We start from the raw sequence: 24675 nt of genomic DNA, 5'->3' as shown, positions 1-24675 counted from the left end.
CTTCGACACCCTGGACACGCATTGAAATCAAAGGGATACCGGACACTGCCGCGAAAAATTCCGGACACAGGAGGAAGCGATAGCCTATGGCACTGAGAAGGCTAAGTAGAGGCAGGTCGAACTGCATTCACAGCCGAGACGGCCAGAGCCGAGAGCGAAACTCTTTCGGCAATGACCCGCGTGACATCAAGGGATAAAGCCGAAGCCAGCCGGTCGCCGCCAGCGCCGGGATGAAATAGTCCACGAAGCCCAGCCGTACCCGCTCTTGGGGACAGCATGCTTCAGCGCCCTACGCGGGTGGCCAGTCCGAAGAATACGTAGACCGCCGGCATGCACTTCGCCAGGAACTCATATTCACTGTGTTCGCCCCTGGCCTCCGGGCAGCTGGCCAGGATGTTGCGACAGCATACGCCGCTCCATCCGTATCTCGTGGCGCCACCACGCGTTGAAGCCTTCGTGTTCACGGAGATGAAACGCGGTCAGCGGCAGTTCGTCTGCCACTGTGCAGAACTGCATGACGCCCTCATGAGCTTAGCCGTAACGCCGGCCACGAATACTGAACATATGCAAGTGTTCGTCGGCCCAGCCCATGAGGACCTGGATGACATGGTGCAATTGTCCGAGAGTCAAGTGCTCGGGAACGAGGAAGCGTCGCCAAACCTGCGGGCTCAGGCCGCGCAGAGCAATTCGAAGTTGAAGGACGGAGATCGCCGGCCCGGGTTCGGAAGCCATGCGCGCATTGTAGGTGCCTCATTGGCCTCTTAGCAGTGATCCGGCCGTCAGCCCCCGCTTTGCGCGGTCTCCCGGGTAGCGAATCAGGCACATTCGCTGCGTGAAATTTGCCAGATTTTGTAACGGACGTTCTCCCGGCCGTTCCAGGCAGCCTGGTCTTTTCTTTTCGAATCGCTGCCTGATCCCATTTCCACAGGAGGACCGGCGTACTCGCCCCATACCAGTGCGTTACACCCCTTTACACAGTGATGCCTACGCACTGTAGCCATGCTCCGCCGGCGGCTATCATCGCCCCTCGCGAATGAAAGGTGCGGTATGCGCTTGCCTGAGTTACCACGGCCCGTTCGTTGCGTCGCCGGACGGTGCCTGGTTTTATCTGGCAGCGACCACGCCACCAACGGGCTGAACAGCCCTCATAAGTTCAAACAGCCTGCCTACACAGGCGCGCGCGTTACCAGCATCCACTAGATCTCCGTGACGTCTCCTCTTCGTTGTGCCATGCGCGGGCGACGAACGCCTTGGCTCGTCCATGCCAGTGCGAAACCGGCGCAGCGTCCACGTGAGCGACGGCACGGACGTCCGTTCCCTTCGTCATCAACCAAACACTTACCAACAATGTCATTGCTGAGAAGAAATCGAGCTATAGCCTGTTCCCTTCTTGCCGGCATCACCGTCATCACCTCGGGTTGTGGCGGGTCGGGCGACGATGCTGCCCCAAATACCATGCTGCAGACGCAGGCCCGCCCGAGCAAGGGAGCACCGACGCCGGCGCCCACTCCCCCCACAGCGACCACACCGGAACAGCAGCGGGCGGTCGCATTGCAGATTGCTGGCTTCATCCTGGCCCAACAGGACGTCAACGGTGCGATTCCGGATGAAGCCGGCGCTGACACGGTCAACACCGACTCCAACATGGAATACGCGTTGATTGGCCTCGCAGCCGCCTACGGCAATACCCGCGACCCCAAATACCTGACGGGCCTGGAGAAAGGCATCGCCTGGCTTGCTGCCCGTGAAGAGATGACGGACCCGGGCTGGAAGGGAAGCTGGCGCTATGTGTACTCGATCAAATCGCCGTATAACCCTGTGCCGACGTCGCCGGGTGCAGGTATCGCCGATGTGCGCGGCGTGGATGCCACCTCTGCCCTGTTCGTATATCTGCTGTATCAACACCAGCAGCTCACTGGCAGTAGCGCGCTGGTTTCCAGGTACAGCGCTAACGCGCGCGCTGCCCTGGACTTCATCCTCGCAAAGAACATCAACCCCAGTGGCTTTTCCGGCAGTTCGTGGCAATTGCCCAATGGAAGCTCGACCTGGGAATTCTGGCCGTATGAATACGCCGCCGACCAGGGCGACGTGTACCTTGGCATGAACGCCGGGGCGCTGCTATTCCCAGATAACCAGCAGTATGCAAGCAAGGCTGCCTTCCTCAAGGCGAACGTGCCGACCCAGTTCTACCTGAACAACCAGCAACGGTATGCCATTGGCCGTGACCCGGGCAGTCCGCTCGACACGGATATGGAGATCGATGCCATCTTCCCGCAAGGCTACCTGCCCTGGGTCTTTGGTGCGAATGCGCAGAGCACGGGTTCGGTCCAGTGGCTGATCAACCAGACCCAGGCAGACGGCAGCATCCGTGCGCCTGCAACTGACCCGGCCTACGCACTGAGCAACGTGGTTCTGATGCTTGGCGCAGGGGCGCTTGGAATGCAGCCGCCGAGCACGACCCTGCCATGGATCCTCAACAACGTCCTTGATCCGCAGACGTACGGCATCCACGACTTCCCCGGCTCGCCGGACCAGGAGACCAACGTTTCGGGCTTTGCGGTCGCGGCCCTGCTAGGCATGAAGCCGTTCCCCTGAACTTAGGCGCTTCTTCCGAGTGGTAGCCCGTGCCTTGCAACCCGGCCCGTCCAGTCAGTCCTTTCCGCGCTGCGGTAGCAGACCACTGGCGCGGGCGGTGGGGGCGTCCATCCCATTGGTTACGGATCGCCTCCGCCCGCTCATTTTTGACTGTCATCGTTAGCGTCGCTGCCGTCATCCGGGTTCAGGGCGGCCTGGCCGCAGACGGAATGCTTCTCGGCTGGCGATGATCAGCGCCATAGGTGGCGCGCGAAGAACGTCAGCGTGCGGTCCCAGGCGACCTGCGCCCAAGCGGCGTCGTACTGGGTACCGGCGATGCGGCCGTCGCCGATGGCTTCCTCGTTGGCAAATGCATGGTGCGCGAGGTAACGGTGGAACGTCGCGTCGACGCCGCCGGCGCGCAGCTTCTCCTCGAGCTTGTCGAAGTCCTCGGCCGCAAAGAACGCGTCCTGCGTGGCCGAGTGGACGAGCACCGGCGCCTTGATATTGGCGGGATCGATGGCTTCCAGCGGCGGCAAGCCGTAGAACGGCACACCTGCCTTCAGCTCGGGGATGGCGTTCAGCGACAGCAGCGTCAGCGCGCCACCCATGCAGAAGCCGGTGATACCGATGCGGTTGCTCAGGGTGCCGATGTACTGCACAGCGCCGCGGATGTCCTGCGCCACGGCGTCGCCGAAGTTCAGCTTGGACATCAGGTGGTGGGCTTCTTCCTGCTCGACTGTGCTGGCGCCGCGGTAGAGGTCAGGCACCAGCGCGTAATAGCCGGCACGCGCAAGGCGGTCGGCCACGCCGCGAATCTGGTTGTTCAGCCCCCACCACTCCTGGACAACGATGATGGCCGGGGCGCCCTCAGTGAGATCCGGCCTGGCAAGGTAGCCGTTGACCGACTGGCCGTCGGGACGGGTGAACGAGACGGTCTGACCGATGTGTCGCATCATGGGCTGCTCCTGTCGTTTGCTGTGGACCAGATTGGCCGGATGATAGCGCAAGCGAGGTGCTCCGGAATGCGCGGGCGGCGAATCTCATCGGGTACTGACCGACGCTGCGCTGCATACCGATTTGGCCGAACTGCGCGGGCGCTGCCCGGCACCCGTGCGCTGTTCCGCGAGGTCTCCGGCCTGCTGCCCTTCCGTTACGGCGTCACGCCTACTTTTCCTTCAACGCGGCAGGTCCGGATGGCCTGGGCGGGCGGGCGCACCGGGCTATAGCTCTGCTGCAGCTGTTCGGCGAGGACCCAGCGCGGGCGCACACGGGTGACACCGGCGATCCAAGACCTTCAACGTAATACGTTAAATATTTAACTACCGCAGTCGATATTTAGACATAACTGCGCTTATGTCTATAGATTCCAGCGGATCGAACCCGGTTGCGCGGGTGATCTTGTCGGACGGACTTGACTAAACTAGACTAAGTCCATCCGCAGGAGAGAAACATGCAGACGGTGAACATTCATGAGGCGAAAACGCATCTTTCGCGGCTCATCGAAGAGGTAGCGGCAGGCGACGAGGTGGTGATCGCCAAGGCAGGCAAGCCCATGGCCCGGATCGTGCCATTCGACAAGCCAAAGAGCCCGCGGCGCCTCGGCGGGCTGAAGGGGAAGATCCGCATGGCGGACGACTTCGATGCCCCGCTCCCTGACGACTTGCTCGCAGCATTCGAAGGACGGTAATGCGCATCCTTCTCGATACCCATGTTTTCCTCTGGGCGGTCACGAATGACCCCAAACTGAGCCAGGCCGCGGAGCGACTGATCTTGGATGCCGAGGAGGTCTTCATCAGTGCGGCCAGCATCTGGGAGATCTCCATCAAGGCAGGCCTCGACAAGATCGGAGTCGATGTCGACGAACTTATCGCTGAAATCACCGCCGCAGGCTTTCGCGAGCTTCCTGTGGCGAACTCGCATGCAGCCGCAGTGCGTCATCTGCCAAACCACCATCGCGATCCGTTTGATCGGCTGCTGATCGCCCAGGCGATCACCGAGCCATTGCGACTGCTATCGGCAGACGAACACGTCGGGAAGTATTCCGACCTCGTCATTCGGGTTTAGCCACAGATACGATCGCGACCACGAGCGGCTACTTGCACAGCGAGGAGGATGCACGGCATGAGGCCACCCAAGAGCGGCACCGCATCCGTTGGACCAGCCGGACCTAGGATGAGCCGGCATTGCAAAATCGCACAGCGCGAAGCCATCTATCGTCACGGCACCATCGCGGCAAGCTACCCGCATTGCTACTTCCCTCCAGCCCTAGCGCCACCGCCGCGTTATTCAAGCCATGAACTCATATCGCTACAGCGACAGTGAAATTGCCGCTGTCTATCGCGTCATCCGGGAGCGTCGCGACATGCGCCACTTTCGGAAGGACCCACTCGATCCTGCATTGCTGGAACGCTTGTTGCACGCTGCGCATCTCGCCCCCAGCGTCGGCTTCATGCAACCCTGGCGCTTCATCCGCATCACTGACAGGAGCCTGAGAACGCAGATCCACGCGCTGGTCGATTCCGAACGCCAGCGCACCGCGGTCGCCCTGGGCGAACGCCAGGACGAGTTCATGCGACTCAAGGTAGAGGGCATCCTGGACTGCGCGGAAGTACTGGTGGCAGCGCTGATGGATGGACGTGAGCGGCATATCTTCGGTCGGCGCACCATGCCGGACATGGATCTCGCTTCGGTGGCCTGCGCCATCCAGAACCTCTGGCTTGCTGCGCGCGCGGAAGGAATCGGCGTGGGCTGGGTTTCCTTGTTTGAGCCTGAACAGCTTGGCCAGCTGCTGCGGCTGCCGCCCGGTGCTCGGCCAGTGGCTGTGCTGTGCCTTGGCCAGGTCGACACATTCTATGAGAAGCCGATGCTGGAACAGGAAGACTGGGCCAGACGGCAATCCCTGGACGAGATGGTGTTCGAAAATGGCTGGACCAACCCCAGCCCCCCAATCGCCCCGGGCTGATTACTGAACCGGAAATTTGGGAGTGGAACGAAGTTGTGAGATACGCCTGTCAATATGCTCAGTTGGAGCTCTGGCGATCGTCGGCTAGTCGCCCGCCATGTAATTTCATGATCATGAAACTATGTCAGGTTTGGTCATGGTTACCTAAGGCAGGATGGCCGTACGCCGGCGGGCCCGCCCCTCTGCTAGCCGCATACACGGTGTTGGCTTGTGATGCTGGCGATTAATTGCAGTTAAGAATTCGATTGCAAACCCGGCTTGGGCAGCTGATGTTGAAGATCAACGCTGCGTTGGCAAGGCGTGATCCGGCCGCCCGGCACGCATAGTGCTTCGCCAGCATTCGGCCCTATACGACCGGCCTAGGCCAGGCACGGCCGCCCACAGCGGCGTCGGCGCGGCACACGCACCGTCAGATCGGCCAGCGTCTCGATGCCATGTCCGCGCAATGCGGCTACGGCGCGAGCGGGCAGCCACTGGCCGATGTCATCACTGACCTGCGGTGCGGCGGCAATAGGCGGCGCAACCGCAGGTCAATCGCCTGGCTGATGGCCCTCGCCCACCCGCTCCGCTCGGCACCGTGCTCAGCCAGGTCCTGGCGAAATCGGCCAACTGTTTCAAGGCGGGTTTACCGGGGGTGCTTACGGTCATTCTGCGTTGCTGCGGCGGAAGCGCCCTGGCCGCCGGCGCGCCCCGTACTGCGGTCAACCTTGCCGCGCGCTTCTTCGCTCTTGTCCTTTTTGGCGCTCTCGCCGGAGGAGCTGCTGGCGGCCTGCACCGACGGCTCCGCGCGCCTGCCAGTGTCAGTCCCTGGCGTGGGAGGAGAGCCGTACCGACCGCCCTGGGCCAAAGCAGCAGCGGCCAGTAGCGAAAGTGCGGCGAGGCACGCGAGCTTTTTCATTGCAGTCTCCTTTCAAATGGCATCGTGCTTCGAGGGTGAAAACTGCCAGTCTATTGATCCAGTCCAGCAGTTCAGTGAATTCCTTGAAGGACTTGGGAAAACGATCGAGGGAGAAGGATGTCCTGGTCGGTCAGATCGGCGCGCGCAATGAACCGGCCCGCCGGCCGGACAGAGCCCCCCTCGCGCCAACAGACCGCGATCTCGGCCGGCCAGATGTGCATGGCGTGGCGATCTGCCTTGGCTTGAAGAACAGGCATTCCTGAGAGGACTCAAGCGTCGATGACATAGATGCCGGGGGCCTCCCCCAGGTTGATATTGGGCACCGCTGGAGCGGTCGTCTCGCTAGAATGTTCCGCGAGCCAGGTCTGCCAGCACGGCCACCATGAGCCGCTCCTTGGCCTTGTCTGGGAGAACCACTCATCGGGACTACGATAAGGGGAGCCAGCCTTTCGCGTGCTGAAGCGATGGTGGCGCTCGCTCGGCCGGCGTCGTCGGGGATGGCGTCTGCTTCTGTTCTTCCATGTCGATCCGGTTAGTCGCTAACCTGCATCTCATCTTCCACGGTGCTGACCCCCGTCACCGATATGGCCGCCTTGAGCGCCGTCAGATGATCGCTATCAGTCTTCACTTTGCCGCCAAGATGCACCACTCCATTGTTGGTGCTGACCTTGATGCCAGTGGAATTGAGGCCCTTCGCTGCAAGCAGCCCGGCTCTTACCTTCATGGTAATTGCGCTGTCACTTAGCAGTTTTTGGACTGGTTTCATGACGATCTCCTCGTCGTATTGGCTAACGAATCGTCAATGCGCAAGATGGGTAGATTTCAGCCCCTTGTTGGCCGCATCCGCCCTCGCTTATGCCGGCAATATCTCGCGCCTTCGCGTCCGCTTCTCATTGTTCCGCCACCGACTGCACCGACTGTATTCCCATATGCCGTGAAGCCCCGATACCTTCTCGCCACTGCTATTGCTTCGCCAGATGGGTTCCGCTGACGCTTACTTCGAAATCGCTGATCACGCGCCCCGAAATATCCGCCCCGCTTCTCGCGCATACAGACGCTCGCGCCGGCTCTGGCACTCGGTGCAACGCTTGGCGGTCGGGTATGCCTGCAAGCGCGGGAACGGGATGGCCCCGCCACATTGGATGCAGGTGCCGTACTGGCCATGCTGCATCCGCGCCCGGGCTGCGTCGATGTCGGCGAGACGCATGCGGTAATGGTCCCGCATCGCGTCATCCTGCCGCTGCATGACTCCTTCGTCGGCCAGATCGGCCTCGTCTCTCGGCTCGTGCTGCGCCACTGGGGGCATTGGGGTATCGGAGTCGCTGACGGCGGCGCGTACTCGCGCTTCTTCCGCGTCAAGCTGGGCCGCCATCGCAGCGAGTTCCTGCACTGTAAGTTTGCTCATGATGGCACTCCTGAATCCAACCTCGGCTTACCGCTTCGCGTTCGCCTCCTTGAACTCAACGTCCACCACGTCCTCGTCGTTTTTGCCAACACCGTCCTCTTGCGCGCTCGCTGGACGATCCGAGGTGGAAGGCTCTGTCTGCACGTTGGCGTATACCTTTTCGCCGAGTTTTAGAGAGGCGGTGGCGAGCACCTGCGCCTTGGCGTCAATCCCGGCCTTGTCGGTCGTCTTCAGAGCTGCCTCGAGTTCCTGGATCGCGGATTCGATCCTTTCCTTCTCGCCCGATTCCAGCTTCGCGCCGTGCTCGGTCAGTGCCTTGCGCGTGCTGTGCACCAGGGCGTCGCCGTGGTTGCGCGCCTCGACCAGCTCGCGCAAGCGGCGGTCCTCGGTGGCGTGCGCCTCAGCATCCTTCACCATCCGCTGGATCTCCTCTTCTGTGAGACCCGAGTTGGCTTTAATGGTGATTCGGTTCTCCTTGCCAGTGGCCTTATCCTTCGCTGACACGTGCAGAATGCCATTGGCGTCGATGTCAAAGGTGACCTCGATTTGCGGCATGCCGCGCGGCGCCGGAGCAATGCCCTCGAGGTTGAACTCGCCTAGCAACTTGTTCCCAGCGACTACTTCGCGCTCGCCCTGATAGACCTTGATGGTCACCGCTGCCTGGTTGTCGTCGGCAGTGGAGAATATCTGCGCGAACTTGGTCGGAATGGTGGTGTTCTTGGTGACCATCTTGCTCATTACGCCGCCAAGCGTTTCGATGCCGAGCGAAAGCGGAGTGACATCGAGCAGTAACAGGTCCTCGCGATCACCCGCGAGCACCGCACCCTGGATGGCCGCGCCCACCGCCACGGCTTCGTCAGGGTTGACGTCCTTGCGCGGCTCGCGGCCGAAGAACGCCCTGACCTTCTCCTGCACCTTGGGCATGCGGGTCATCCCGCCCACCAGGATGACGTCATTGATCTTGTCCACCGATACCCCGGCATCCTTGACAGCGATGCGGCATGGCTCCATCGTGCGTTCGATCAGGTCCTCGACCAGCGCTTCGAGCCTGGCGCGCGTGAGCTTCAAATTCAGGTGTCTCGGCCCGCCGGCATCGGCCGTGATGTATGGCAGGCTGATTTCCGTTTGCTGGCTTGACGAGAGCTCGATCTTGGCCTTTTCGGCCGCCTCCTTCAGGCGTTGCAGCGCAAGCACGTCCTTGGACAAGTCCACGCCCTGGTCCTTCCTGAATTCACCGATCAGGTAGTCGATGATGCGCTGGTCGAAGTCTTCGCCGCCCAGGAAGGTGTCGCCGTTGGTGGACAGCACTTCGAACTGCTTCTCGCCTTGCACCTCCGCGATCTCGATGATGGAAATGTCGAAGGTCCCGCCGCCGAGGTCGAATACGGCGATCTTACGGTCACCGCACTCTTGTTTGTCCAGGCCAAATGCGAGCGCCGCGGCGGTCGGCTCATTGATGATCCGTTTGACTTCGAGGCCGGCGATGCGGCCCGCATCCTTCGTAGCCTGGCGCTGGCTGTCATTGAAGTACGCGGGAACCGTGATGACGGCTTCGGTGACGGGCTCGCCGAGGTAATCTTCGGCGGTCTTCTTCATCTTGCGCAGGACTTCCGCTGAGACTTGGGGCGGAGCCAGCTTCTTGTCTTGCACCTCGACCCACGCATCACCATTCTCCGCCTTGACAATCTTGAAGGGGACGAGGCCAATGTCTTTTTGCACCTCCGTCTCGTCGTAGCGGCGCCCGATGAGCCGCTTGACCGCAAACAACGTGTTCTTGGGATTGGTGACCGCCTGCCTCTTGGCGGGGGCTCCCACCAGCGTTTCATCGTTGTCCAAATAGGCGACGACCGACGGCGTGGTGCGCGCGCCCTCGGAGTTCTCGATCACTTTGACCCCTTTGCCTTCCATCAGCGCCACGCACGAGTTCGTGGTGCCGAGGTCGATGCCGATGATCTTGCTCATGGTTTCACTCCTCTTGGTCTAACTGGTCGTCTCGCCGACACGTTATCCGTTCTTCACGTGGGTGCCTTGCGCCGCCAATCGTCTTCATGCTATTGCGGAGTGCCGAACGAATTGAATGCAGGCCGGCGCGCAACACGTTTTGCCGAACCGGCGGACACTTACGCCACGAAACTGCAATGCGGCGTGGACGTGCTTCATCGCGACGCGGAATAGTCAGCTTGAGCACGCCATCCTGCAGATTCGCCTCGATCCTTGACGCGTCAAGGTCGGCGCCGAGCGAGAACGCGCGCGCGAAGTGTGGCTGACGAATTTCTGCGTGTTGCATCCGCAGTCCTGGGGGAGTGGGCACGACCGCTTCCGCCTCGATATGGAGGCTGCCGTCGTGGACATTCACCTCTAGCTTGTCCTTGCTCACACCCGGAAGGTCGGCCCAGAGCGTGACGCCGTTGCCGTCCTCGACGATGTCGACCGCAGGGAGCAGTGTCATCGTCGGGGTCGACCTGTCCTCCCGGGTTTTTGTCACCGCGTTCTGGGCGCGTTCGACCACCTGAGTAGTGTCGTTCATGACGTTCTCCCTTACTGGACTGTGATCGCCCAAGGCTTCGAGGATTCGCGCTTGCCAACATTGATCGACAGGCAGCCGTTGGCATAGCGCGCCTGGACTTTGTCGGGGTCAGCGCTCTGCGGCAGGTCGACAACGCGCCGGAACGTGCCGCTGAATCGCTCCTGCGCATACAGCCGGACCTCGTCCTCCGCGTACGCGGCTTCGCGCTCGCCGTTGATAGTCAGCAAGCCTTTGTCGATCGACACGTCGAATTTGTCCGGCTTGAGCCCCGGTGCAAACGCGACAATCTCGATGGAGTCGTCCGTGGCGCCGATATTGATGGGGGGAAATGCCCCGAAGCGGCCCGAGCGGAGGCTGGATGGGAACCCGCCGAACAAACTGGCCATCTGCCTTTGCATGCGGTCGAGTTCGCCGAAGAGATCGGTTCCAAAGAAGGGATCACTCATGGTCGTATCCTCCTTCGATGCAGCAAGGAGGCGAACGGGCATACGCGCTCCCATCCACCTGCCAAGCCGCTGGCAAACAAACAGAAACACGCAGCGCGCAACATCGCGACTGCCTGAGCGAAAAATAAAATAGTAAACGGACAGCCAAATTTCAAGGGCGAGGGCTGCCCGTCTTCCGGAAGAACGTCGGCCGACACAACCCGGCCTGCGCTGGTTTGGGCGCGCTACGCTTTCATGCTCTCTGCAGCGGGAGGCGCCCAAAATCATGCTGTATGAGGCGCATCAATCGCGCCGCGTGCACGGCACTTCACGATGCGTTGGCGATCCTCAAAGGTCAGGGCGCCGGCGCCTGGCGCCACCTCCGTTCAAGTGCACTCCGCCATGGAGTTGGACCACCACCAGCCGGCGAGCGTATCTCGCCCTGGGGGCTACCATTTCGTCATTCGAATCGCGCGCGGGGTCAGCTTAGCAGCTACGCCCGCGAGCTCGAGTCAATGCATCGACCAAGAGCTGTCGCGACTGACCGCCGTCGTAACGCGCTGGGCACCGCGCCCTTCCGGCAGGCCTAGAGCTGATTCTCACCACCGACGCGACCGTCGCGGAGTTGCCGAAGGAGGAGCGCAGGAGGAGCGCATCGCCGGTGCCTGAAATGGAGACATAAGGGCGGCAAATGGTCGGCTGCAGGCGTGGGGATTTGCCCCTTCGGGCGGCCCTCGCGCGCGGCGAGGCCCCCCGCCTCTGCCCGCGGCCGTTCGTTCTCGATGGCGATGCGTGGGGAACAGCTTGCGGTCATAGCCAAACGTGGCATCTTGCGCCAGACCGGCGCTGCCGCGCACGTGATCGATTACGACGACGGGAATGCTGGGTACGCCTATGACGCCCTCGCACTGCGGGTGGCACGTGGACCGGAATGGTCGCCCCTGTCCGGGGATCCTTGACGCCCCATCATCACGCCGCCGCAGCAACCTCGGCGTGCTTGCGCCTGACCGCGGGATGCGCAGGGCGCGCGAGGCCGAGATGCTCGCGCAGCGTGGCCCCCGCATATTCGGTCCGGAACAGCCCACGCCGCCGCAACTCGGGCAACACCAGCGCGATGAAATCAGTCAGCCCTCCGGGCAGTACCGGCGACATGACGTTGAAGCCGTCGGCGCCGTAGTTGAGGAAACGTTCTTCGAGCTGATCCACGATCTGTGCCGGTGTACCAACGAGTTGCCAGTGACCGCGCGCGCCAGCCACGCGCTGGTAGAGCTGGCGGATGGTAAGGTTTTCGCGCCGCGCCAGGTCCAGCACCAGGCGCTGGCGGCTCTTGCTGGCATTGGTCGGCGCAAGCTCCGGAATCGGGCCGTCGAGCGGATAGCCGGACAGGTCGAAGCCGCCCGTCAGGCCGGCGACCAGCGCCAGGCCCACTACCGGGTCGATCAGCGATTGAAGTTGTTCGAACTTCTCCTTCGCCTCGCTCTCGCTATGGCCGACCACCGGAAACACGCCCGGCAGGATCCTGAGGTCGTCCGGTGAACGGCCGTAGCGCGGCAGGCGGCCCTTCAGGTCGGCGTAGAACGCGACGGCCTCCTCCAGCGTCTGCTGGGCCGTGAATACCGCCTCGCCGCTGCGTGCCGCCAGTTCCTTGCCAGCCTCCGAGGAACCGGCCTGCACCACCACCGGGTGTCCCTGGGGCGGGCGCGAGACGTTGAGCGGTCCCTGCACCGAGAAGTGCTCGCCCTTGTGTCGCAGCACATGGCGTTTGGCCGGGTCGAAGTAGCGCCCGCTCGCCTTGTCGCGCAGGAAGGCGTCATCCTCCCAGCTGTCCCACAACCCGGTCACCACATCGGCGAATTCCTCCGCGCGCCGGTAGCGATCGGCGTGCGCGAAGTGCTCGTCCCGGTTGAAATTGCGGGCCTCGTGTTCGTTCGACGAGGTGACCAGGTTCCATCCGGCACGGCCACCCGAGATATGGTCGAGCGACGCGAACTTGCGCGCCACGTGGTACGGCTCGTTGAAACTGGTCGAAGCCGTGCCCACCAGCCCGATCCGCCCGGTGACGGCCGCCAACGCCGACAACAAGGTGATCGGCTCGAACTGAGCCTGGTAGCTGTGCGCGGTACGGCTGAGGAATTCGACATTGTCGCCGCGCGTGCCCACGCCGTCGGCCAGGAAGATCAGGTCGAACTTGGCAGCCTCGGCGGCCTGCGCCAGAGCCACGTAGTGCTGAAAGTCGATACCGGCGTCGGCCTTGGCTTCGGGATGCCGCCAGGCGGCGATGTGGTGCCCGCTCGGATAGAGAAATGCACCGAGGCTCATCAAGCCTTCGCGTCTCGCCATGTCTGTTTCTCCCGTCCTCAGTCTGTCAATGCAGGGGACATCGTAGGGATCACCACTGGTATTGCGAAGCTCGATGTTCTTCTATCCATAGGCAGGCCTCCCGCATATCGATGGATGGAAGCCGTCGAGCCGGAACATGCGACATTTGCCTACGACTTCGCAGCATATCCATATCCGAAAGCCTTCTTTGTTCACTGCGGCGCCGGGCGATAGCATCGTCTCCTCTTTGTTCTTATGACCAGACATGCCCGCGCTCCCGCTCCTTCGCATCGCCGCTGCTGCGGCACTGTCCTACCTGACCCTGAACGCCGCCTGGGCGGATGCCACGCTGGACCGCGTCAAGCAGCGCGGCAAGGTCTCCATCGGCGTCCTCGTCGGCGGCGGCCTGTTCGGCTCGATCGACCCAGTCACACAGCAGCCGGTTGGCTGGAATCCCGAGCTGGCGCGCGACCTGGCAAAGCGGCTGGGGGTGGACGCCGAACTGGTGCCCGTGCAGCCTTCCAATCGCGTGCAGTTCCTGCAGCAAGGCAAGGTTGACCTGCTGATTGCGTCGATGGAATACAACCCCGAGCGCGGCGAGTTGCTCGGCCATGCGCCAACCCCGTTCTACCGCGTCGGCGGCACGGCGGCTGTGCTGAAGCGCAGCGGCATCGCCAAGTGGGAGGATCTGCGCGGCAAGACCGTCTGCGCTTCGCAGGGCAGCAGTTACGTCAAGCCTTTGCAGGAGCAGTACGGCGCCCAGGTGCGTGGCTTCAAGACCTCCGCGGAATCGTTGCTGGCATTGCGGGGCGGCCAGTGCGTCGCCGCGGTTCACGACGCCACCCTGATCCACCCGCTGGTTCGCAGCAACGCCGACTGGACCGACTACGCCGCGCCAATCCCCACCGAGATCCTGCCCGCGCCTTCCGTGGTCTGGACCCGCAAGGGCGAGACGGACACCATCGCCGCGGTGGACAAGATCGTCCAGGAATGGCATCGCTCGGGCTGGCTGATCGCCACGGAAAAGCGGCTCGGCATCACGCCGCCGCAGCCACTGCTGCCCGAACTGCAAGCACGCTTCAAGAACGCGTCCTGAGCCGAACGCTGCGCACCGGCGCTATGGCGCCAAGGCGCCCTCCTGATATGAAGAGAGTCTTCCTGCTATTCCCTTTTCTCTGCGCCGCGCTGACTGCTTCCGGCCATGCACACGCCGACGCCACGCTCGACAAGATCAAGCAGCGCGGCAAACTCGCCGTGGGCATCGACGGCCCGAGCCCGCCGTTCGGCTTGCTGGATACCACGACCGGCAAGGCCGGTGGCTACCAGACCGAACTTGCGGCCGACCTGGCGAAGCGCCTTGGCGTCGAACTTGAAACCGTGCCGGTCACTGCCTCCACCCGCGTGCAGTTCCTGCAGGCGGGCAAGGTCGACCTGCTGGTCGCCAACATCCAGTGGACGCAGGAGCGCAGCGAGATCCTGAGCTTTGCGCCGACCCCTTATGACCTTGTCGGCGGCGCGGCCGTCGTGTCGAAGGGGAGCGGCATCAAGCGCTGGGAAGACCTGCGCGGCAAGGTGGCCTGCGTCTCGCAGGGCAGCAACTTTGCGCGTCCGCTGGCAGAGAACTACGGCGCGATCGTCAAGGGCCTGCGCGGCATCCCCGAGTCTCTGCTGGCGCTCAAGGGCGGCACCTGCGCGGCATCGGTACATATCCAGCCCGCGCTCTACCACACGCTGAACGGCCCAAGCGCCGGAGAATGGAAGGACTTCACGCTGGCAACGGAAGCGCAGCTGATTCCCTCGCCTACCGTGGTCTGGACCCGCCGCGGCGAGAAAGATACGGTCGCATTCGTGGACAAGGCAATCCGCGACTGGCACCGCTCCGGCCTGCTGCTCGCCACCGCACGCAAGTATGGCGTACCCGAAGGCGCCTACATCAAGCCTGCCAATGCGCGCGCGCAGCAGGGCAGGTTCGATGTCGCGCCGAGCGACTTCGCCGTCTTTGCCGAGAGCAAGAAGCCATGAGCGCGCGCCTTGTTCGTCAGCGAGGCCGCCATCAATTAACTGTTGCACGGCAGCCCCCATGCGCACGGCGGCTCGATCAGCGCACGGCACGGCATCTGCCTGCCCAGCGCGCAGCGCTGACGCGGCGCCAAAAAGCCGGTCTTCGATCGGCTCACCGGCTAAACCCCGGCAAGGCTCAGCCCGACACCACTATCGAAGTTTCTCCATGAGCATTCTCCTGTCCCAGCGCGCCCGCCGGGTGCGCCTCTCGCCGATCGCCGCTGCCGGCCAGCGCGCCACCGCGCTGGCCCGCCAGGGGCGCGACATCCTGGCTCTGACGGCCGGCGAGCCTGAGTTCGATACCCCCGAGGCCATCAAGCGGGCCGCCATAGCCGCGCTCGCGCGCGGCGAAACGAAGTACACGCCCACCGCGGGCTCAGTCGCGCTGCGCCAGGCAATTGCCGCCCGGTACCAACGCGACCACGGGTTCCCGGTCACCCCTGCCGACGTCTTTGTCGCCAATGGCGGCAAGCAGGTCATCTTCGAGGCATTCTCGGCCACGCTCGACAGCGGCGACGAGGTCCTGCTGCCGGCGCCATATTGGCCTTCCTTTCCGGACATCGTGCGCGTCAATGACGGCACCCCGGTGGTTCTGCCCTGCGATGAGCGCAGCGGCTTCAAGCTTGACGCCACCCGGCTGGAAGCCGCAATGACACCGCGCTCGCGCTGGCTGGTGCTGAACACCCCGGCCAACCCGACCGGCGCGGTCTACAGTGCAGACGAACTTGCGGCCCTCGCCGAGGTTCTACGCCGCCACCCACATGTGCTCGTGTTGGTCGATGAAATCTACGAGCAGATCCGCTTTGGCGCGGCACCACCGCACTGGCTGAACGTGGCGCCGGACCTGCGCGCGCGCACACTGCTGGTCAATGGCGCATCGAAGACCTACGCTATGACCGGCTGGCGCATCGGCTGGGGCATCGCCCCTGTGGAACTGGTGCAGGCAATGACGGCAATCCAGTCGCAGGTATCTTCGGGCGCCAGCGCGATCGGCCAGGCCGCCGTGGCGGCGGCGCTCGATGCAGCCGACCAGACGTTCGTGCAGAACGCGCGGGAGGCCTACGCGCGCCGCGCCGGACTCGTGACCAGGACCATCCCGTCTATTCCGGGCCTGCAACTGCTGCCACCCCAGGGCGCGTTTTTTGCCTACGTCAACTGCGGCGGCCTGATCGGATGCCTGCGGCCCGACGGGCGGCCCGTTGAAAGCGACGCCGATGTGGTCGACTGGCTGCTGGAGGCCGAAGGCGTGGCTGTCGTCGACGGTGCCGCCTATGGCCTGTCGCCCTACTTCAGGCTCTCCTTTGCCGTGGCCGACACGGTGCTGGAGGACGCGCTGCAACGCATCGCGCGTGCGGTTGCCGCGCTGAAACCGGCAAAGCTGGAGGTGGTGGCATGAGCGACCTCCTGCCCCCCGTTGTCGCGGCGCTCAAGCCGCTGGGGCTGAACTATGCCTTCGTACTTGACGCCGGCGAACGTGCGGCGTTCCTGAGTGGTCTGGTTGTGACGCTGAAGCTTTGCCTGCTGACCATCCCGTGCAGCCTCGCCGCCGGTATCGCGCTGGCGGCAATGCTCACCTCGGGCCGGCGCGCGCTCGCCGCACCGGCCCGCGCCTTCGTCGAGCTCACGCGCAATACCCCCACGCTCGTGCAGCTCTACTGCGCATTCCTGGTGCTGAACATGCTGATCACCCAGCAGCTCGCCAGCCGCGGCACCGGCAATCCGCTGACGCCTTTCGTCTGGGTCGTGATCGTGGTCTCGCTGCACAAGGCGGTGTTCCATGCCGAGGCGCTGCGCGCCGGTATCGAGGCGGTGCCCCGCATCACGCTGGAAGCCGCGCGCTCGCTGGCCTTCTCGCGGCGCCAGCTGCTGCTCCAGGTTGAACTGCCGCTCGCGGTGCGCTTCGCGTTGCCGGCACTGGTCAACAACGTGGTGGACCTCGTCAAGATGACTGCCGTGGCCTCGGCCATCGCGGTCGGCGACGTGACCTACGAATCCATCATGATCTGGACGCAGCGCGACAACGTGCTGGAACTGCTGTTGCTGATTCTGGCCTGGTTCGGCCTGCTGACCTGGCTGGTCAGCCGCGCCGGTCGCTGGTTGGAAAATCACCTGAGGATGCCCGGCTATGGCCAGTGATTCGATTCTCCCGGCCGCCATCGGCCGCCCCCCTTTGCCGGGCCGCGCGCTGCGCGATCCGTTAGTGCTGGCGCTCGGCGCTCTGGCGGCACTGCTGCTGTTCTGGAGCTTCACCGGCAGCACGCCGGCCGCAGTGCGCAGCCTCTGGACCTGGACCCCCGCGCTGCTGCGCGGGCTATGGGCCAACATCGAGATCAGCGTGCTGGCGATGGTGCTCGGCACCGTTGCCGGCCTGGTGATCGGGGCGCTGTCATTGTCATCGCATGCGGCGTTGCGCCTCTTTACACGTGCCTGGGTGCAGGCGTTCCGCAACGCGCCGGTGCTGGTGCTGGTCTATTTCACCACCTATGTGTTCCCGTTCGAACTGCACCTGGTGCACTGGACCCTTCCGTTCCCGGACTGGGTCAAGGTCGTGCTGGGCCTTGCGCTGCCGGCAAGCGCCAACGTCGCCGAGATCTTTCGCGGCGCGATCCAGTCGATTCCGAGCGCGCAGTGGGAGGCAGCGCAGTCGCTCGCCTTGCGCCGCCGCCAGATCTTCCGCCTGATCGTGCTGCCGCAGTGCCTGCGGCGCATGCTGCCGCCATGGATGAACCTGTACGCCGGCATCACGATGAGCACGTCGCTGGCGTCACTGGTCGGCGTCCATGACGTGGTCGATACCGCGCAGGTTGCCAGCAACACGGTCGCGCGCACCGACTTCACGATCCTCGTCTACTTCACGTTGCTCGCCCTGTTCTTTGCTTATTGCTACCCGATTGCGCGCGGTACCCGCGCGCTTGAACGCCGCCATGAACGCCACTGAGTCCTTTCTGCGCCGTGACACCGGCAGCCACTCCACATCGCCACTGGTGCAACTGCGCGACGTGCACCTGAGCTTCGGCGCCAACACGGTGCTCAACGGCATCGACGTCGACGTGCGCCGCGGCGAAGCCGTCACCATCATTGGCCCGTCCGGTTCGGGCAAAAGCACGATCCTGCGCTGCATCACCGGGCTGCTGCTGCCGCAACGCGGACAGATTCGCGTGGGCGACACCGCCGTCGAGACATTGCGCGGCGAGGACGCGCTCATTGCATTGCGCAAGCGCGTCGGTTTCGTGTTCCAGCAGTACAACCTGTTCCCGCATCTGACGGTGCTGGAGAACCTGGTGCTCGCACCGACCCGTGTGATGGGGCGCCCGCGCGCCGAGGCCGAGCGCGAGGCCCATGCGCTGCTTGCCAGGGTGCGCCTGTCGGAAAAAGCCAATGCCTACCCGGGCGAGCTCTCCGGCGGCCAGCAACAGCGCGTTGCGATTGCGCGCGCGCTGGCGATGCAGCCCGAGTTGATCCTGTTTGACGAGGTGACCTCCGCGCTCGATCCCGAGACCGTCGGCGAGGTGCTGACCGTGATCCGCGAACTGGTCGAGGACGGCATGACCTGCGTACTGGTGACACATGAAATGCGCTTCGCGGCCGAGATCAGCGACCAGATCTACTTTACCGAGGCCGGCCGGATCGTCGAACACGGCCCGCCGGCGCAGATTTTCGGCAAACCGCAGCACGAACGCACGCGCGCCTTCCTGCGCCGCGCGCTCGGTGCAATCCCGCGCCTGCCGCCCGATTTCGACGCCGCGTTCGCGCCGGCGCCTTCCCTCTTTCCCGCTGACGGAGTCTCCGCACCATGAGCCATTCTTCTCCCGCCGACCGCCAGGCGGCCCGCCGCAAGGCAGTGGCCGCCGCCCTGACCGACATCCGGCGCCTGGCCGCGGGCCAGCCTGACCGCGCCGCGCTCGATGCCATTGCCGCGCGCCTGCAGGCGCTGGCCGGGCAGCGCGAACTCTTCACCCGCGAGGACTTTCCGCCTCCGGCGGATACGGCCAGCGGCGCCTCGACGCGCTACCGCCTCAATCCCGATGATGGTGACGACGCGGCCGCGCTGTACCTGAACTCGATCAATCCGGGCAAGACCACCATCCCTCACAACCACGATACATGGGCCGTAATCGTCGCGGTAGAGGGCCGCGAGTTCAACCGCGTCTACCGCCGCACCGACGACCGCAGCGATCCGACAGTCGCGCAACTCGAAATCGAGCGCGAACTGACGGTCGAGCCAGGCACCCCAATCGCTTTCCTGCCCGACGACATCCACAGCATTCACGTGATCGGCGACGCGCCGACGCTGCATTTCCACTGCTATGGCCGACCGCTCGAGACGCTGACGGGCCGCTACGGCGTGCGCCCTGAGACCGGCGAGATCGTCAACTACAACGCCACGCAGATGCAACCCAGCAAGGTGGCGGCATGAGCGCCGCGGGCAGACATACCCAATTGCTTCACGCGGGGGCGCCGACGCTGCGCGACGGTGCCGGGCCGGTCAATGTGCCGGTGGTGCGGACCAGCACGGTACGCTTCGCCAGCCAGCAGGCACTGGAATCGCGCCAGCACCGACGCGCCGCCGGCGAGCGCGTCGCCTCCTACGGCCGCCACGGGCTTGACACGCACGAGGCACTGGAAAACGCGCTGAGCACGCTCGAAGGCGGCCATCGCGCATTCCTGGCGCCATCGGGGCTGTCGGCGATCACGCTGGTGCTGCTGGCCCTGCTCGGCCCCGGCGACCATGCGCTGGTTTCCGACAGCGTCTATGCGCCCGTGCGGCGCGTCGACAAGACGCTGCTGCAGCGGCTGGGCGTCACCATTGAGTACTTTTCGCCAGCGCATGACGACCTTGCCGCGCTGATCCGGCCCGAGACGAAGCTCGTCTACCTGGAATCGCCAAGTTCATTGCTGTTCGAGGTGCTGGACCTGCCGAAGCTGGCGGCAGTGGCGCGCGAGCGCGGCGTGCCGGTGGCCGTGGACAATACCTGGAGCGGCGGGTGGTTCCTGCAGCCACTGCGCCTGGGCGCCAATGTCTCGATCCAGGCGGCGACCAAGTATATTGCCGGGCATTCCGACGTGATGCAGGGCGCAGTCGTCGTGGATAGCCCGGCGCTGGCCGAATGCGTCGCCGCCACGCACGAGGCCCTGGGCCTCGCCATCGGCGCTGACGACGCCTACTTGTCGCTGCGCGGCCTGCGTACGCTGCCGTTGCGGCTCGCCCAGCACCAACGCAATGCCACCGAAATCGCGCAATGGCTGCAGCGCCATCCGCAGGTGGGGCGCGTGTTCTACCCGGCGCTGCCGGACGACCCTGGCCACGCGCTGTGGCAGCGTGACTTCAGCGGCGCCAGCGGCCTGGTGTCGTTTGCATTCCGCGATACCGGGCCCAGCGCAGCCGGCTCGTTCGTCGACGCACTGAAGTGGTTCTCGATCGGCGCCTCCTGGGGAGGATATGAAAGCCTCGCGCTGGTCGCCCCGCCGGAACGGCTGCGCGAACACCGGGTCTGGCAAGGCAATGCACCGGTGGTGCGGCTGCACGTCGGACTGGAAGACACACAAGACCTGCTGGCCGATCTCGACCAGGCCTTTCACCGTACCCTGACCTGACATGAGCGATCCGGATCAACTCGCCCGCGAAGCGCTACGCCTGCTCGGGCCGGCGCCAGAGAACTGGGTGCCGCCACGCGACGGCTTCGACCACAACGTCCTGATCGTCGGCGGCGGCCAGGGCGGCAGCGCCATTGCGTATGCGTTGCGCCGCGCCGGCATTGGCGGCGTCTCCGTCATCGACGCCGCGCCAGACGCCATGCAAGCCGGGGTCTGGTTGACACGGGCGCGCATGCACAAGCTGCGCACCGTCAAGAACCTGGTTGGCCCCGAACTGGGCGCCACCGCGCTGGGCTTCCAGGCCTGGTACGAGGCTCGCCACGGCAGCGAGGCTTACGCAGCGCTGGACCGCATCCCGCGCACCGACTGGGCGGCCTATCTCGACTGGTTCCGCCGCTTCCTCGACATCGAGGTTCGCTACGGCACCCGGCTTGCGGATATCGCGCCGCATGAAGCTGCTGACGTCCCGGGACTGGCTGTACAACTCGTTGTGAACGGTCAGGCGCGCACGGAAACCACGCGCAAGCTCATCCTCGCCAATGGCGTGGCCGGCAATGGCGCGCCGGTGCTGCCCGCCTGCCTGCGCCCGGCGGTAGCGGCCGGGCTGGCCGCACACACCGCCGATGCGATCGACTTCGCGGCGCTGGACGGCAAGACCGTCGCCGTGATCGGCGCTGCCGCCTCGGCCTTCGACGCGGCAGCAGTCGCACTCGAAGCCGGTGCCGCCGCCGTGCACCTGTTCGCGCGCCGCGATCATATCGCCGCGCGCGCCGTCGCCAAGCCGCGCGGCTACACCGGCTTCTACGATCATTTTCCCCGGCTGCCCGATGCGCACCGCTGGCACCACGCCGTGCGCTACCGGCGCGCGGGCTCGACGCCTCCGCCGGATGCGGTCAAACGCGTGCTTGCCCATCACAACTTCCACCTGCACCTGGCGTCACCATGGGAAGCCGCCCGAGTAGCCGATGGCCGAGTGGTGGCAGACGTCAATGGGCATGACTTCGCCTTCGACTTTGTGATCGCAGGTACCGGCTATAGCATCGATCCGGGCTTGCGCCCCGAACTGGCGCGCATCGCCCCGCTGGTGGCGCGCTGGCGCGATCGCTACACGCCGCCCGCCGGCGAGCGCGACGACGCGCTCGGGGCATCGCCCTATCTCGGCGACGGCCTGCAGTACATCGAGAAGATCCCCGGTACCGCACCGTGGCTGGGTGCGATTCATGTGTATAACCCGGCAGGGTATGCCACCGTCGGCGCGCCGCTAGGCGACGTGCCGAGCATGCGGCGCGATATCCCGGCCGCGGTGCGGCGCATCAGCGAGGACCTGTTCCTGGCTGACCTCGATCTGCATGAGGCACGGGCGCGCGTCGACGTGGAGCCCGACTTTGGCCCCGAGCTGTATGCGGGAGCAGTCTGGCGCGGGTAAGGACGGTGCGGCCGGGGCATGCCAACAGTGCTTTCCCCGGCAGCTGCGCGTTACGGCTTGCCGGCATACTGCTGCTGAAGCTGCACCAGCAGTGGCGAGCGCGGCACCAGGTCGAGACTGGCCACGAGCCTGATCAGGCAATCAGCATGGGGCCGCCGTAGGCCGAGCGATGGACCGGCCGCAGCAGGCGTTCGATATCGTTCTTGCTATTGCGTCAACAGCCGGATGCCGATGTCCCCTTCGCGCTCGAGTTGCGCGACCAGACCGATCTCCCAGTCCAGATAGGCCCGGAATGCTGCATCGCGCCGCGCCACATCAGCGTGGTGGTACGGGCTGTACCAGTAATCGTCCTCGCCGGTCAGCACGCCCTGCTCGCCGCTGCCGGTGGGCAGCGCCGCCGCCGTCCATGCTTGCGTGCCACCGGCCAGGTAGCGCACGTCACGGCCGCTGCGCGCCGCCAGTTCCGCTGCCACAATGCGTGCCAGCACACCGTCCGATGACGTGACGAGCAACGTTTCGCTGGCGGGCACTTCTGCAATCAGGGCCTCGAGCCGGTCAGGCACCGCAAACTGCGCCCCGGCAACATGGCGCTTTTCATAGGCAGCGCGGCGCTCGACATCGAAGACGCGTGCTCGCCCGGACTGCAACAGCGCATCGGCCTGCTGCGCCGACACCGGCTGCGCTGCGGGCCGCGAAGACAGCACACGCAGCGGCTCCGGGCCGGTGTCGACCGCGGCGTCGGTCGATGGGGCATATACGAACACCTCGTGCGCGCCCAGTTGCGCCAGCCACGCGCCGGTGGTCAGCGCGCGCACGCCGTCCCAGTCGGCGAGCACGATCCGCGCATGGCGCGTTGCCGCGTATTCGTCCGCGGCTTGCACCAGTTGCCCGCCCGGCGCCCAGCGCCAGCCCGGCAGGTGGCCGGCCTCATATTCGGCGCGCGTGCGCACGTCGAAGCGATACAAGGTGTGCCGCCCGGCTTCGCGCTCGAGCCGCGCCAGACCGGCATCGTCGAGACGGCGCACACCGACACGGGCAGCGACAGCCTCGGCACGTGCACGGCCAGCTTCACGTGTCGCGCCGGCCGGCTCGGGCAGCGACGTATGGCGCCCGTTCGCCAGCGTGCGGCCATCCAGCAGCCAGGCCATGGTGCCATCCTTGAGCGAGACCACGGGGTTCGGCACCCCGGCATCGATCAGCGTCTGTGCGCCCACGATGCTGCGGGTGCGGCCCGCGCAGTTGACCACGACCAGCGTCTCCGGCCGCGGCGCCAGCTCGCTGATACGGTAGACCAGCTCCGCGCCGGGCAGGCTGTGCGCGAACGGCAGGCTGAAGTCGGCAAACTCCTCGGGGGTGCGGCTGTCGACCACCACGAGGTCGTCGCCGCGCTCGATACGCTGCTGCAGTTCGCCGGCACTGATCCATGGCGTGTGCTTCTGGTGCTCGATGACTTCGCCGAAGGCCTTGCTGGGCACGTTGCTGCCGCTGAAAATCTCGAACCCCGCCGTCGCCCATGCCCGCGTGCCGCCGGTCAGCACCGACACATTGCGCCAGCCCAGGCGCAGCAGCTTGGCGGCCGCCTGGTGCGCCAGGCGATCGCCGTCATCACCACCATCGGTCAGGACGACGCGCGTATCGCGGCGCGGCACCAGCCTGTCGGCCAGCAACTCCAGCCGCCACAGCGGGGCGGAGGCCGCGAGCAACAGATGCCCGCGCACAAAGACGCCGGTCTCGCGTACATCCAGCAGCGCGATCTCGTCGCCGTCCGCCAGCGCAGCTTTCAACGCGAGCGCGTCGATGGCGGCATGGGCGATGTGCCTGGGTGGCCCGAAATGCCGATAGCTGCCGCCGGCGGCGCTTTCAAACACCACGCGCCCGCTCAGGCGGTCCAGTGCCAGGCCATAGAAATGCAGGTGCAGGCCGGGCTCATTGCCAACCAGCTCGATGGTATGGACGTCGTCGGGCAACAGCGTGACGGAGCTGCCGGTCACGACATCGCTGCGACCGGTCTCGTTCAGGCGGTCGCGTGCCGGGTCGTCGGTGGCTTCGCGGCGATAGAAGACGTTGCGCTCATTGCCGGTGATGCCGGCAATGATGGCCCATGTGGTGTGGTCGTGCGGCGGCTGTGCCTTGCCGGGCAGCCCGGCGGACACGTAGAGCGCGTAGCGACCATCGAGATCTTCGGACAGGCGATAGACCTGCGCGGGATTGTCAGCCGAAACAGGAAAGTGCGCCGACGGGAACAGGTCGCGTTGTGCGCCGAGCCGCTCCAGCGCCCGCGCCACGGTATGCAGCGTCTCGCGGTTGGCATGCGGGGTGCGCTCCAGCAACTGTCTTGCCTCGGCGATGAAGGCGGCCACGGCCGCGTGGCGCCGGCTGGCAACGTCGCTGCCCGGCACCGCTGATGGGGAAAGGTTCTGTTGGGTCATGCGCCGACTGTAACGCCGACACGAAGCTGCGCAAAAGAAGGCTTTCGAGTA

23 protein-coding genes and 2 pseudogenes are annotated in these 24675 nt (G+C 64.9%); 14 read left to right on the top strand and 11 right to left on the bottom strand.

Going from position 1 to position 24675, the window contains the following annotated elements:
* Positions 1 to 531: 531 nt before the first annotated feature.
* Positions 532 to 732: a plasmid pRiA4b ORF-3 family protein gene (locus tag AC3FNH_RS07175; protein ID WP_488719536.1), complete on the bottom strand. Its 201-nt coding sequence runs from the start codon at positions 730 to 732 to the stop codon at positions 532 to 534.
* A 723-nt stretch (positions 733 to 1455) separates the two neighbouring features.
* On the opposite strand from AC3FNH_RS07175, the gene AC3FNH_RS07170 reads away from it, so the two are divergent.
* Complete coding sequence (locus AC3FNH_RS07170) at positions 1456 to 2595, top strand: hypothetical protein (RefSeq protein WP_488719535.1); 1140 nt, start codon at positions 1456 to 1458, stop codon at positions 2593 to 2595.
* A gap of 230 nt (positions 2596 to 2825) precedes the next feature.
* Here the strand turns inward: AC3FNH_RS07170 and AC3FNH_RS07165 are convergent, their stop codons facing one another.
* Positions 2826 to 3530 carry a dienelactone hydrolase family protein gene (locus AC3FNH_RS07165; protein ID WP_488719609.1) on the bottom strand — a complete coding sequence of 235 codons (705 nt, stop codon included), beginning with the start codon at positions 3528 to 3530 and terminating at the stop codon, positions 2826 to 2828.
* A 497-nt stretch (positions 3531 to 4027) separates the two neighbouring features.
* Between AC3FNH_RS07165 and AC3FNH_RS07160 the strand changes: the two genes are divergently transcribed.
* From AC3FNH_RS07160 to bluB, 4 genes and pseudogenes are all read left to right on the top strand, one after another.
* Positions 4028 to 4264, top strand: a complete 237-nt coding sequence (locus AC3FNH_RS07160) for a type II toxin-antitoxin system Phd/YefM family antitoxin (RefSeq protein WP_488719534.1) — start codon at positions 4028 to 4030, stop codon at positions 4262 to 4264.
* The gene (locus AC3FNH_RS07155) at positions 4264 to 4641 is read left to right on the top strand and encodes a type II toxin-antitoxin system VapC family toxin (protein ID WP_488719533.1); all 378 of its coding nucleotides are present in this window, start codon (positions 4264 to 4266) and stop codon (positions 4639 to 4641) included. The genes AC3FNH_RS07160 and AC3FNH_RS07155 overlap by 1 nt, the downstream gene beginning before the upstream one ends.
* 8 nt (positions 4642 to 4649) lie before the next feature.
* Positions 4650 to 4748 (top strand): annotated as a pseudogene (locus tag AC3FNH_RS07150) (recombinase XerD); the annotation flags it as partial.
* A gap of 122 nt (positions 4749 to 4870) precedes the next feature.
* Complete coding sequence (gene bluB, locus AC3FNH_RS07145; protein ID WP_488719532.1) at positions 4871 to 5539, top strand: 5,6-dimethylbenzimidazole synthase; 669 nt, start codon at positions 4871 to 4873, stop codon at positions 5537 to 5539.
* Positions 5540 to 5898: 359 nt separating this feature from the next.
* Here bluB and AC3FNH_RS07140 read toward each other — a convergent pair whose 3' ends face one another.
* The 8 genes and pseudogenes from AC3FNH_RS07140 to AC3FNH_RS07105 form a co-directional block, all read right to left on the bottom strand.
* Entirely contained in the window at positions 5899 to 6009 is a 111-nt protein-coding gene (locus AC3FNH_RS07140; RefSeq protein WP_488719608.1) for a hypothetical protein, read from the bottom strand.
* A 155-nt stretch (positions 6010 to 6164) separates the two neighbouring features.
* Positions 6165 to 6437 carry a hypothetical protein gene (locus AC3FNH_RS07135; protein WP_488719531.1) on the bottom strand — a complete coding sequence of 91 codons (273 nt, stop codon included), beginning with the start codon at positions 6435 to 6437 and terminating at the stop codon, positions 6165 to 6167.
* Between the two features lie 532 nt (positions 6438 to 6969).
* Positions 6970 to 7203: a BON domain-containing protein gene (locus AC3FNH_RS07130; RefSeq protein WP_488719530.1), complete on the bottom strand. Its 234-nt coding sequence runs from the start codon at positions 7201 to 7203 to the stop codon at positions 6970 to 6972.
* Between the two features lie 246 nt (positions 7204 to 7449).
* The gene (locus AC3FNH_RS07125) at positions 7450 to 7842 is read right to left on the bottom strand and encodes a TraR/DksA family transcriptional regulator (protein WP_488719529.1); all 393 of its coding nucleotides are present in this window, start codon (positions 7840 to 7842) and stop codon (positions 7450 to 7452) included.
* Between the two features lie 27 nt (positions 7843 to 7869).
* A complete protein-coding gene (gene dnaK, locus AC3FNH_RS07120; RefSeq protein WP_488719528.1) occupies positions 7870 to 9804 on the bottom strand; it encodes a molecular chaperone DnaK in 1935 nt (644 codons plus the stop codon).
* A 166-nt stretch (positions 9805 to 9970) separates the two neighbouring features.
* Positions 9971 to 10369, bottom strand: a pseudogene (locus AC3FNH_RS07115) (Hsp20/alpha crystallin family protein); the annotation flags it as partial.
* An 11-nt stretch (positions 10370 to 10380) separates the two neighbouring features.
* Positions 10381 to 10815, bottom strand: a complete 435-nt coding sequence (locus AC3FNH_RS07110) for an Hsp20/alpha crystallin family protein (protein ID WP_488719527.1) — start codon at positions 10813 to 10815, stop codon at positions 10381 to 10383.
* 948 nt (positions 10816 to 11763) lie between these two features.
* Positions 11764 to 13134, bottom strand: coding sequence for an LLM class flavin-dependent oxidoreductase (locus AC3FNH_RS07105; RefSeq protein WP_488719526.1), 1371 nt, complete (start codon positions 13132 to 13134; stop codon positions 11764 to 11766).
* A gap of 244 nt (positions 13135 to 13378) precedes the next feature.
* Between AC3FNH_RS07105 and AC3FNH_RS07100 the strand changes: the two genes are divergently transcribed.
* The 9 genes from AC3FNH_RS07100 to AC3FNH_RS07060 all read left to right on the top strand — a co-directional run bounded on the left by AC3FNH_RS07100 (position 13379) and on the right by AC3FNH_RS07060 (position 22195).
* Positions 13379 to 14209: a transporter substrate-binding domain-containing protein gene (locus AC3FNH_RS07100; RefSeq protein ID WP_488719525.1), complete on the top strand. Its 831-nt coding sequence runs from the start codon at positions 13379 to 13381 to the stop codon at positions 14207 to 14209.
* Positions 14210 to 14256: 47 nt separating this feature from the next.
* On the top strand, positions 14257 to 15135 hold the full coding sequence (locus tag AC3FNH_RS07095; RefSeq protein ID WP_488719524.1) for a transporter substrate-binding domain-containing protein: 879 nt from the start codon (positions 14257 to 14259) through the stop codon (positions 15133 to 15135).
* A 205-nt stretch (positions 15136 to 15340) separates the two neighbouring features.
* Positions 15341 to 16570, top strand: a complete 1230-nt coding sequence (locus tag AC3FNH_RS07090; RefSeq protein ID WP_488719523.1) for an aminotransferase class I/II-fold pyridoxal phosphate-dependent enzyme — start codon at positions 15341 to 15343, stop codon at positions 16568 to 16570.
* Complete coding sequence (locus AC3FNH_RS07085; RefSeq protein WP_488719522.1) at positions 16567 to 17310, top strand: amino acid ABC transporter permease; 744 nt, start codon at positions 16567 to 16569, stop codon at positions 17308 to 17310. The genes AC3FNH_RS07090 and AC3FNH_RS07085 overlap by 4 nt, the downstream gene beginning before the upstream one ends.
* Positions 17300 to 18112, top strand: a complete 813-nt coding sequence (locus tag AC3FNH_RS07080) for an amino acid ABC transporter permease (RefSeq protein WP_488719521.1) — start codon at positions 17300 to 17302, stop codon at positions 18110 to 18112. Before AC3FNH_RS07085 ends, AC3FNH_RS07080 begins: the two co-directional genes overlap by 11 nt.
* Complete coding sequence (locus AC3FNH_RS07075) at positions 18099 to 18971, top strand: amino acid ABC transporter ATP-binding protein (protein WP_488719520.1); 873 nt, start codon at positions 18099 to 18101, stop codon at positions 18969 to 18971. Before AC3FNH_RS07080 ends, AC3FNH_RS07075 begins: the two co-directional genes overlap by 14 nt.
* Positions 18968 to 19591, top strand: coding sequence for a cysteine dioxygenase family protein (locus AC3FNH_RS07070; RefSeq protein WP_488719519.1), 624 nt, complete (start codon positions 18968 to 18970; stop codon positions 19589 to 19591). The genes AC3FNH_RS07075 and AC3FNH_RS07070 overlap by 4 nt, the downstream gene beginning before the upstream one ends.
* Positions 19588 to 20769, top strand: coding sequence for a cystathionine beta-lyase (metC, locus tag AC3FNH_RS07065; protein WP_488719518.1), 1182 nt, complete (start codon positions 19588 to 19590; stop codon positions 20767 to 20769). Before AC3FNH_RS07070 ends, metC begins: the two co-directional genes overlap by 4 nt.
* Before the next feature lies 1 nt (position 20770).
* The gene (locus tag AC3FNH_RS07060) at positions 20771 to 22195 is read left to right on the top strand and encodes a SidA/IucD/PvdA family monooxygenase (protein ID WP_488719517.1); all 1425 of its coding nucleotides are present in this window, start codon (positions 20771 to 20773) and stop codon (positions 22193 to 22195) included.
* 206 nt (positions 22196 to 22401) lie between these two features.
* Here AC3FNH_RS07060 and AC3FNH_RS07055 read toward each other — a convergent pair whose 3' ends face one another.
* Complete coding sequence (locus tag AC3FNH_RS07055) at positions 22402 to 24624, bottom strand: rhodanese-like domain-containing protein (protein WP_488719516.1); 2223 nt, start codon at positions 24622 to 24624, stop codon at positions 22402 to 22404.
* Positions 24625 to 24675: the final 51 nt, after the last annotated feature.

The organism is Cupriavidus sp. 22TCCZM01-5 (assembly GCF_057798915.1).
Note: the sequence above shows the minus strand (reverse complement) of the source record. Positions and strands in the feature narration are given on the sequence as shown.

Coding starts and splice junctions, on each gene's coding strand:
- AC3FNH_RS07170 (WP_488719535.1), top strand. CDS start 1,456: ATGCTGCAGACGCAGGCCCGCCCGAGCAAGGGAGCACCGACGCCGGCG.
- AC3FNH_RS07105 (WP_488719526.1), bottom strand. CDS start 13,134: ATGGCGAGACGCGAAGGCTTGATGAGCCTCGGTGCATTTCTCTATCCG.
- AC3FNH_RS07165 (WP_488719609.1), bottom strand. CDS start 3,530: ATGCGACACATCGGTCAGACCGTCTCGTTCACCCGTCCCGACGGCCAG.
- dnaK (WP_488719528.1), bottom strand. CDS start 9,804: ATGAGCAAGATCATCGGCATCGACCTCGGCACCACGAACTCGTGCGTG.
- AC3FNH_RS07155 (WP_488719533.1), top strand. CDS start 4,264: ATGCGCATCCTTCTCGATACCCATGTTTTCCTCTGGGCGGTCACGAAT.
- AC3FNH_RS07095 (WP_488719524.1), top strand. CDS start 14,257: ATGAAGAGAGTCTTCCTGCTATTCCCTTTTCTCTGCGCCGCGCTGACT.
- AC3FNH_RS07130 (WP_488719530.1), bottom strand. CDS start 7,203: ATGAAACCAGTCCAAAAACTGCTAAGTGACAGCGCAATTACCATGAAG.
- AC3FNH_RS07135 (WP_488719531.1), bottom strand. CDS start 6,437: ATGAAAAAGCTCGCGTGCCTCGCCGCACTTTCGCTACTGGCCGCTGCT.
- AC3FNH_RS07070 (WP_488719519.1), top strand. CDS start 18,968: ATGAGCCATTCTTCTCCCGCCGACCGCCAGGCGGCCCGCCGCAAGGCA.
- AC3FNH_RS07100 (WP_488719525.1), top strand. CDS start 13,379: ATGCCCGCGCTCCCGCTCCTTCGCATCGCCGCTGCTGCGGCACTGTCC.
- AC3FNH_RS07160 (WP_488719534.1), top strand. CDS start 4,028: ATGCAGACGGTGAACATTCATGAGGCGAAAACGCATCTTTCGCGGCTC.
- AC3FNH_RS07175 (WP_488719536.1), bottom strand. CDS start 732: ATGGCTTCCGAACCCGGGCCGGCGATCTCCGTCCTTCAACTTCGAATT.
- AC3FNH_RS07060 (WP_488719517.1), top strand. CDS start 20,771: ATGAGCGATCCGGATCAACTCGCCCGCGAAGCGCTACGCCTGCTCGGG.
- AC3FNH_RS07090 (WP_488719523.1), top strand. CDS start 15,341: ATGAGCATTCTCCTGTCCCAGCGCGCCCGCCGGGTGCGCCTCTCGCCG.
- AC3FNH_RS07125 (WP_488719529.1), bottom strand. CDS start 7,842: ATGAGCAAACTTACAGTGCAGGAACTCGCTGCGATGGCGGCCCAGCTT.
- bluB (WP_488719532.1), top strand. CDS start 4,871: ATGAACTCATATCGCTACAGCGACAGTGAAATTGCCGCTGTCTATCGC.
- AC3FNH_RS07055 (WP_488719516.1), bottom strand. CDS start 24,624: ATGACCCAACAGAACCTTTCCCCATCAGCGGTGCCGGGCAGCGACGTT.
- metC (WP_488719518.1), top strand. CDS start 19,588: ATGAGCGCCGCGGGCAGACATACCCAATTGCTTCACGCGGGGGCGCCG.
- AC3FNH_RS07080 (WP_488719521.1), top strand. CDS start 17,300: ATGGCCAGTGATTCGATTCTCCCGGCCGCCATCGGCCGCCCCCCTTTG.
- AC3FNH_RS07085 (WP_488719522.1), top strand. CDS start 16,567: ATGAGCGACCTCCTGCCCCCCGTTGTCGCGGCGCTCAAGCCGCTGGGG.
- AC3FNH_RS07110 (WP_488719527.1), bottom strand. CDS start 10,815: ATGAGTGATCCCTTCTTTGGAACCGATCTCTTCGGCGAACTCGACCGC.
- AC3FNH_RS07075 (WP_488719520.1), top strand. CDS start 18,099: ATGAACGCCACTGAGTCCTTTCTGCGCCGTGACACCGGCAGCCACTCC.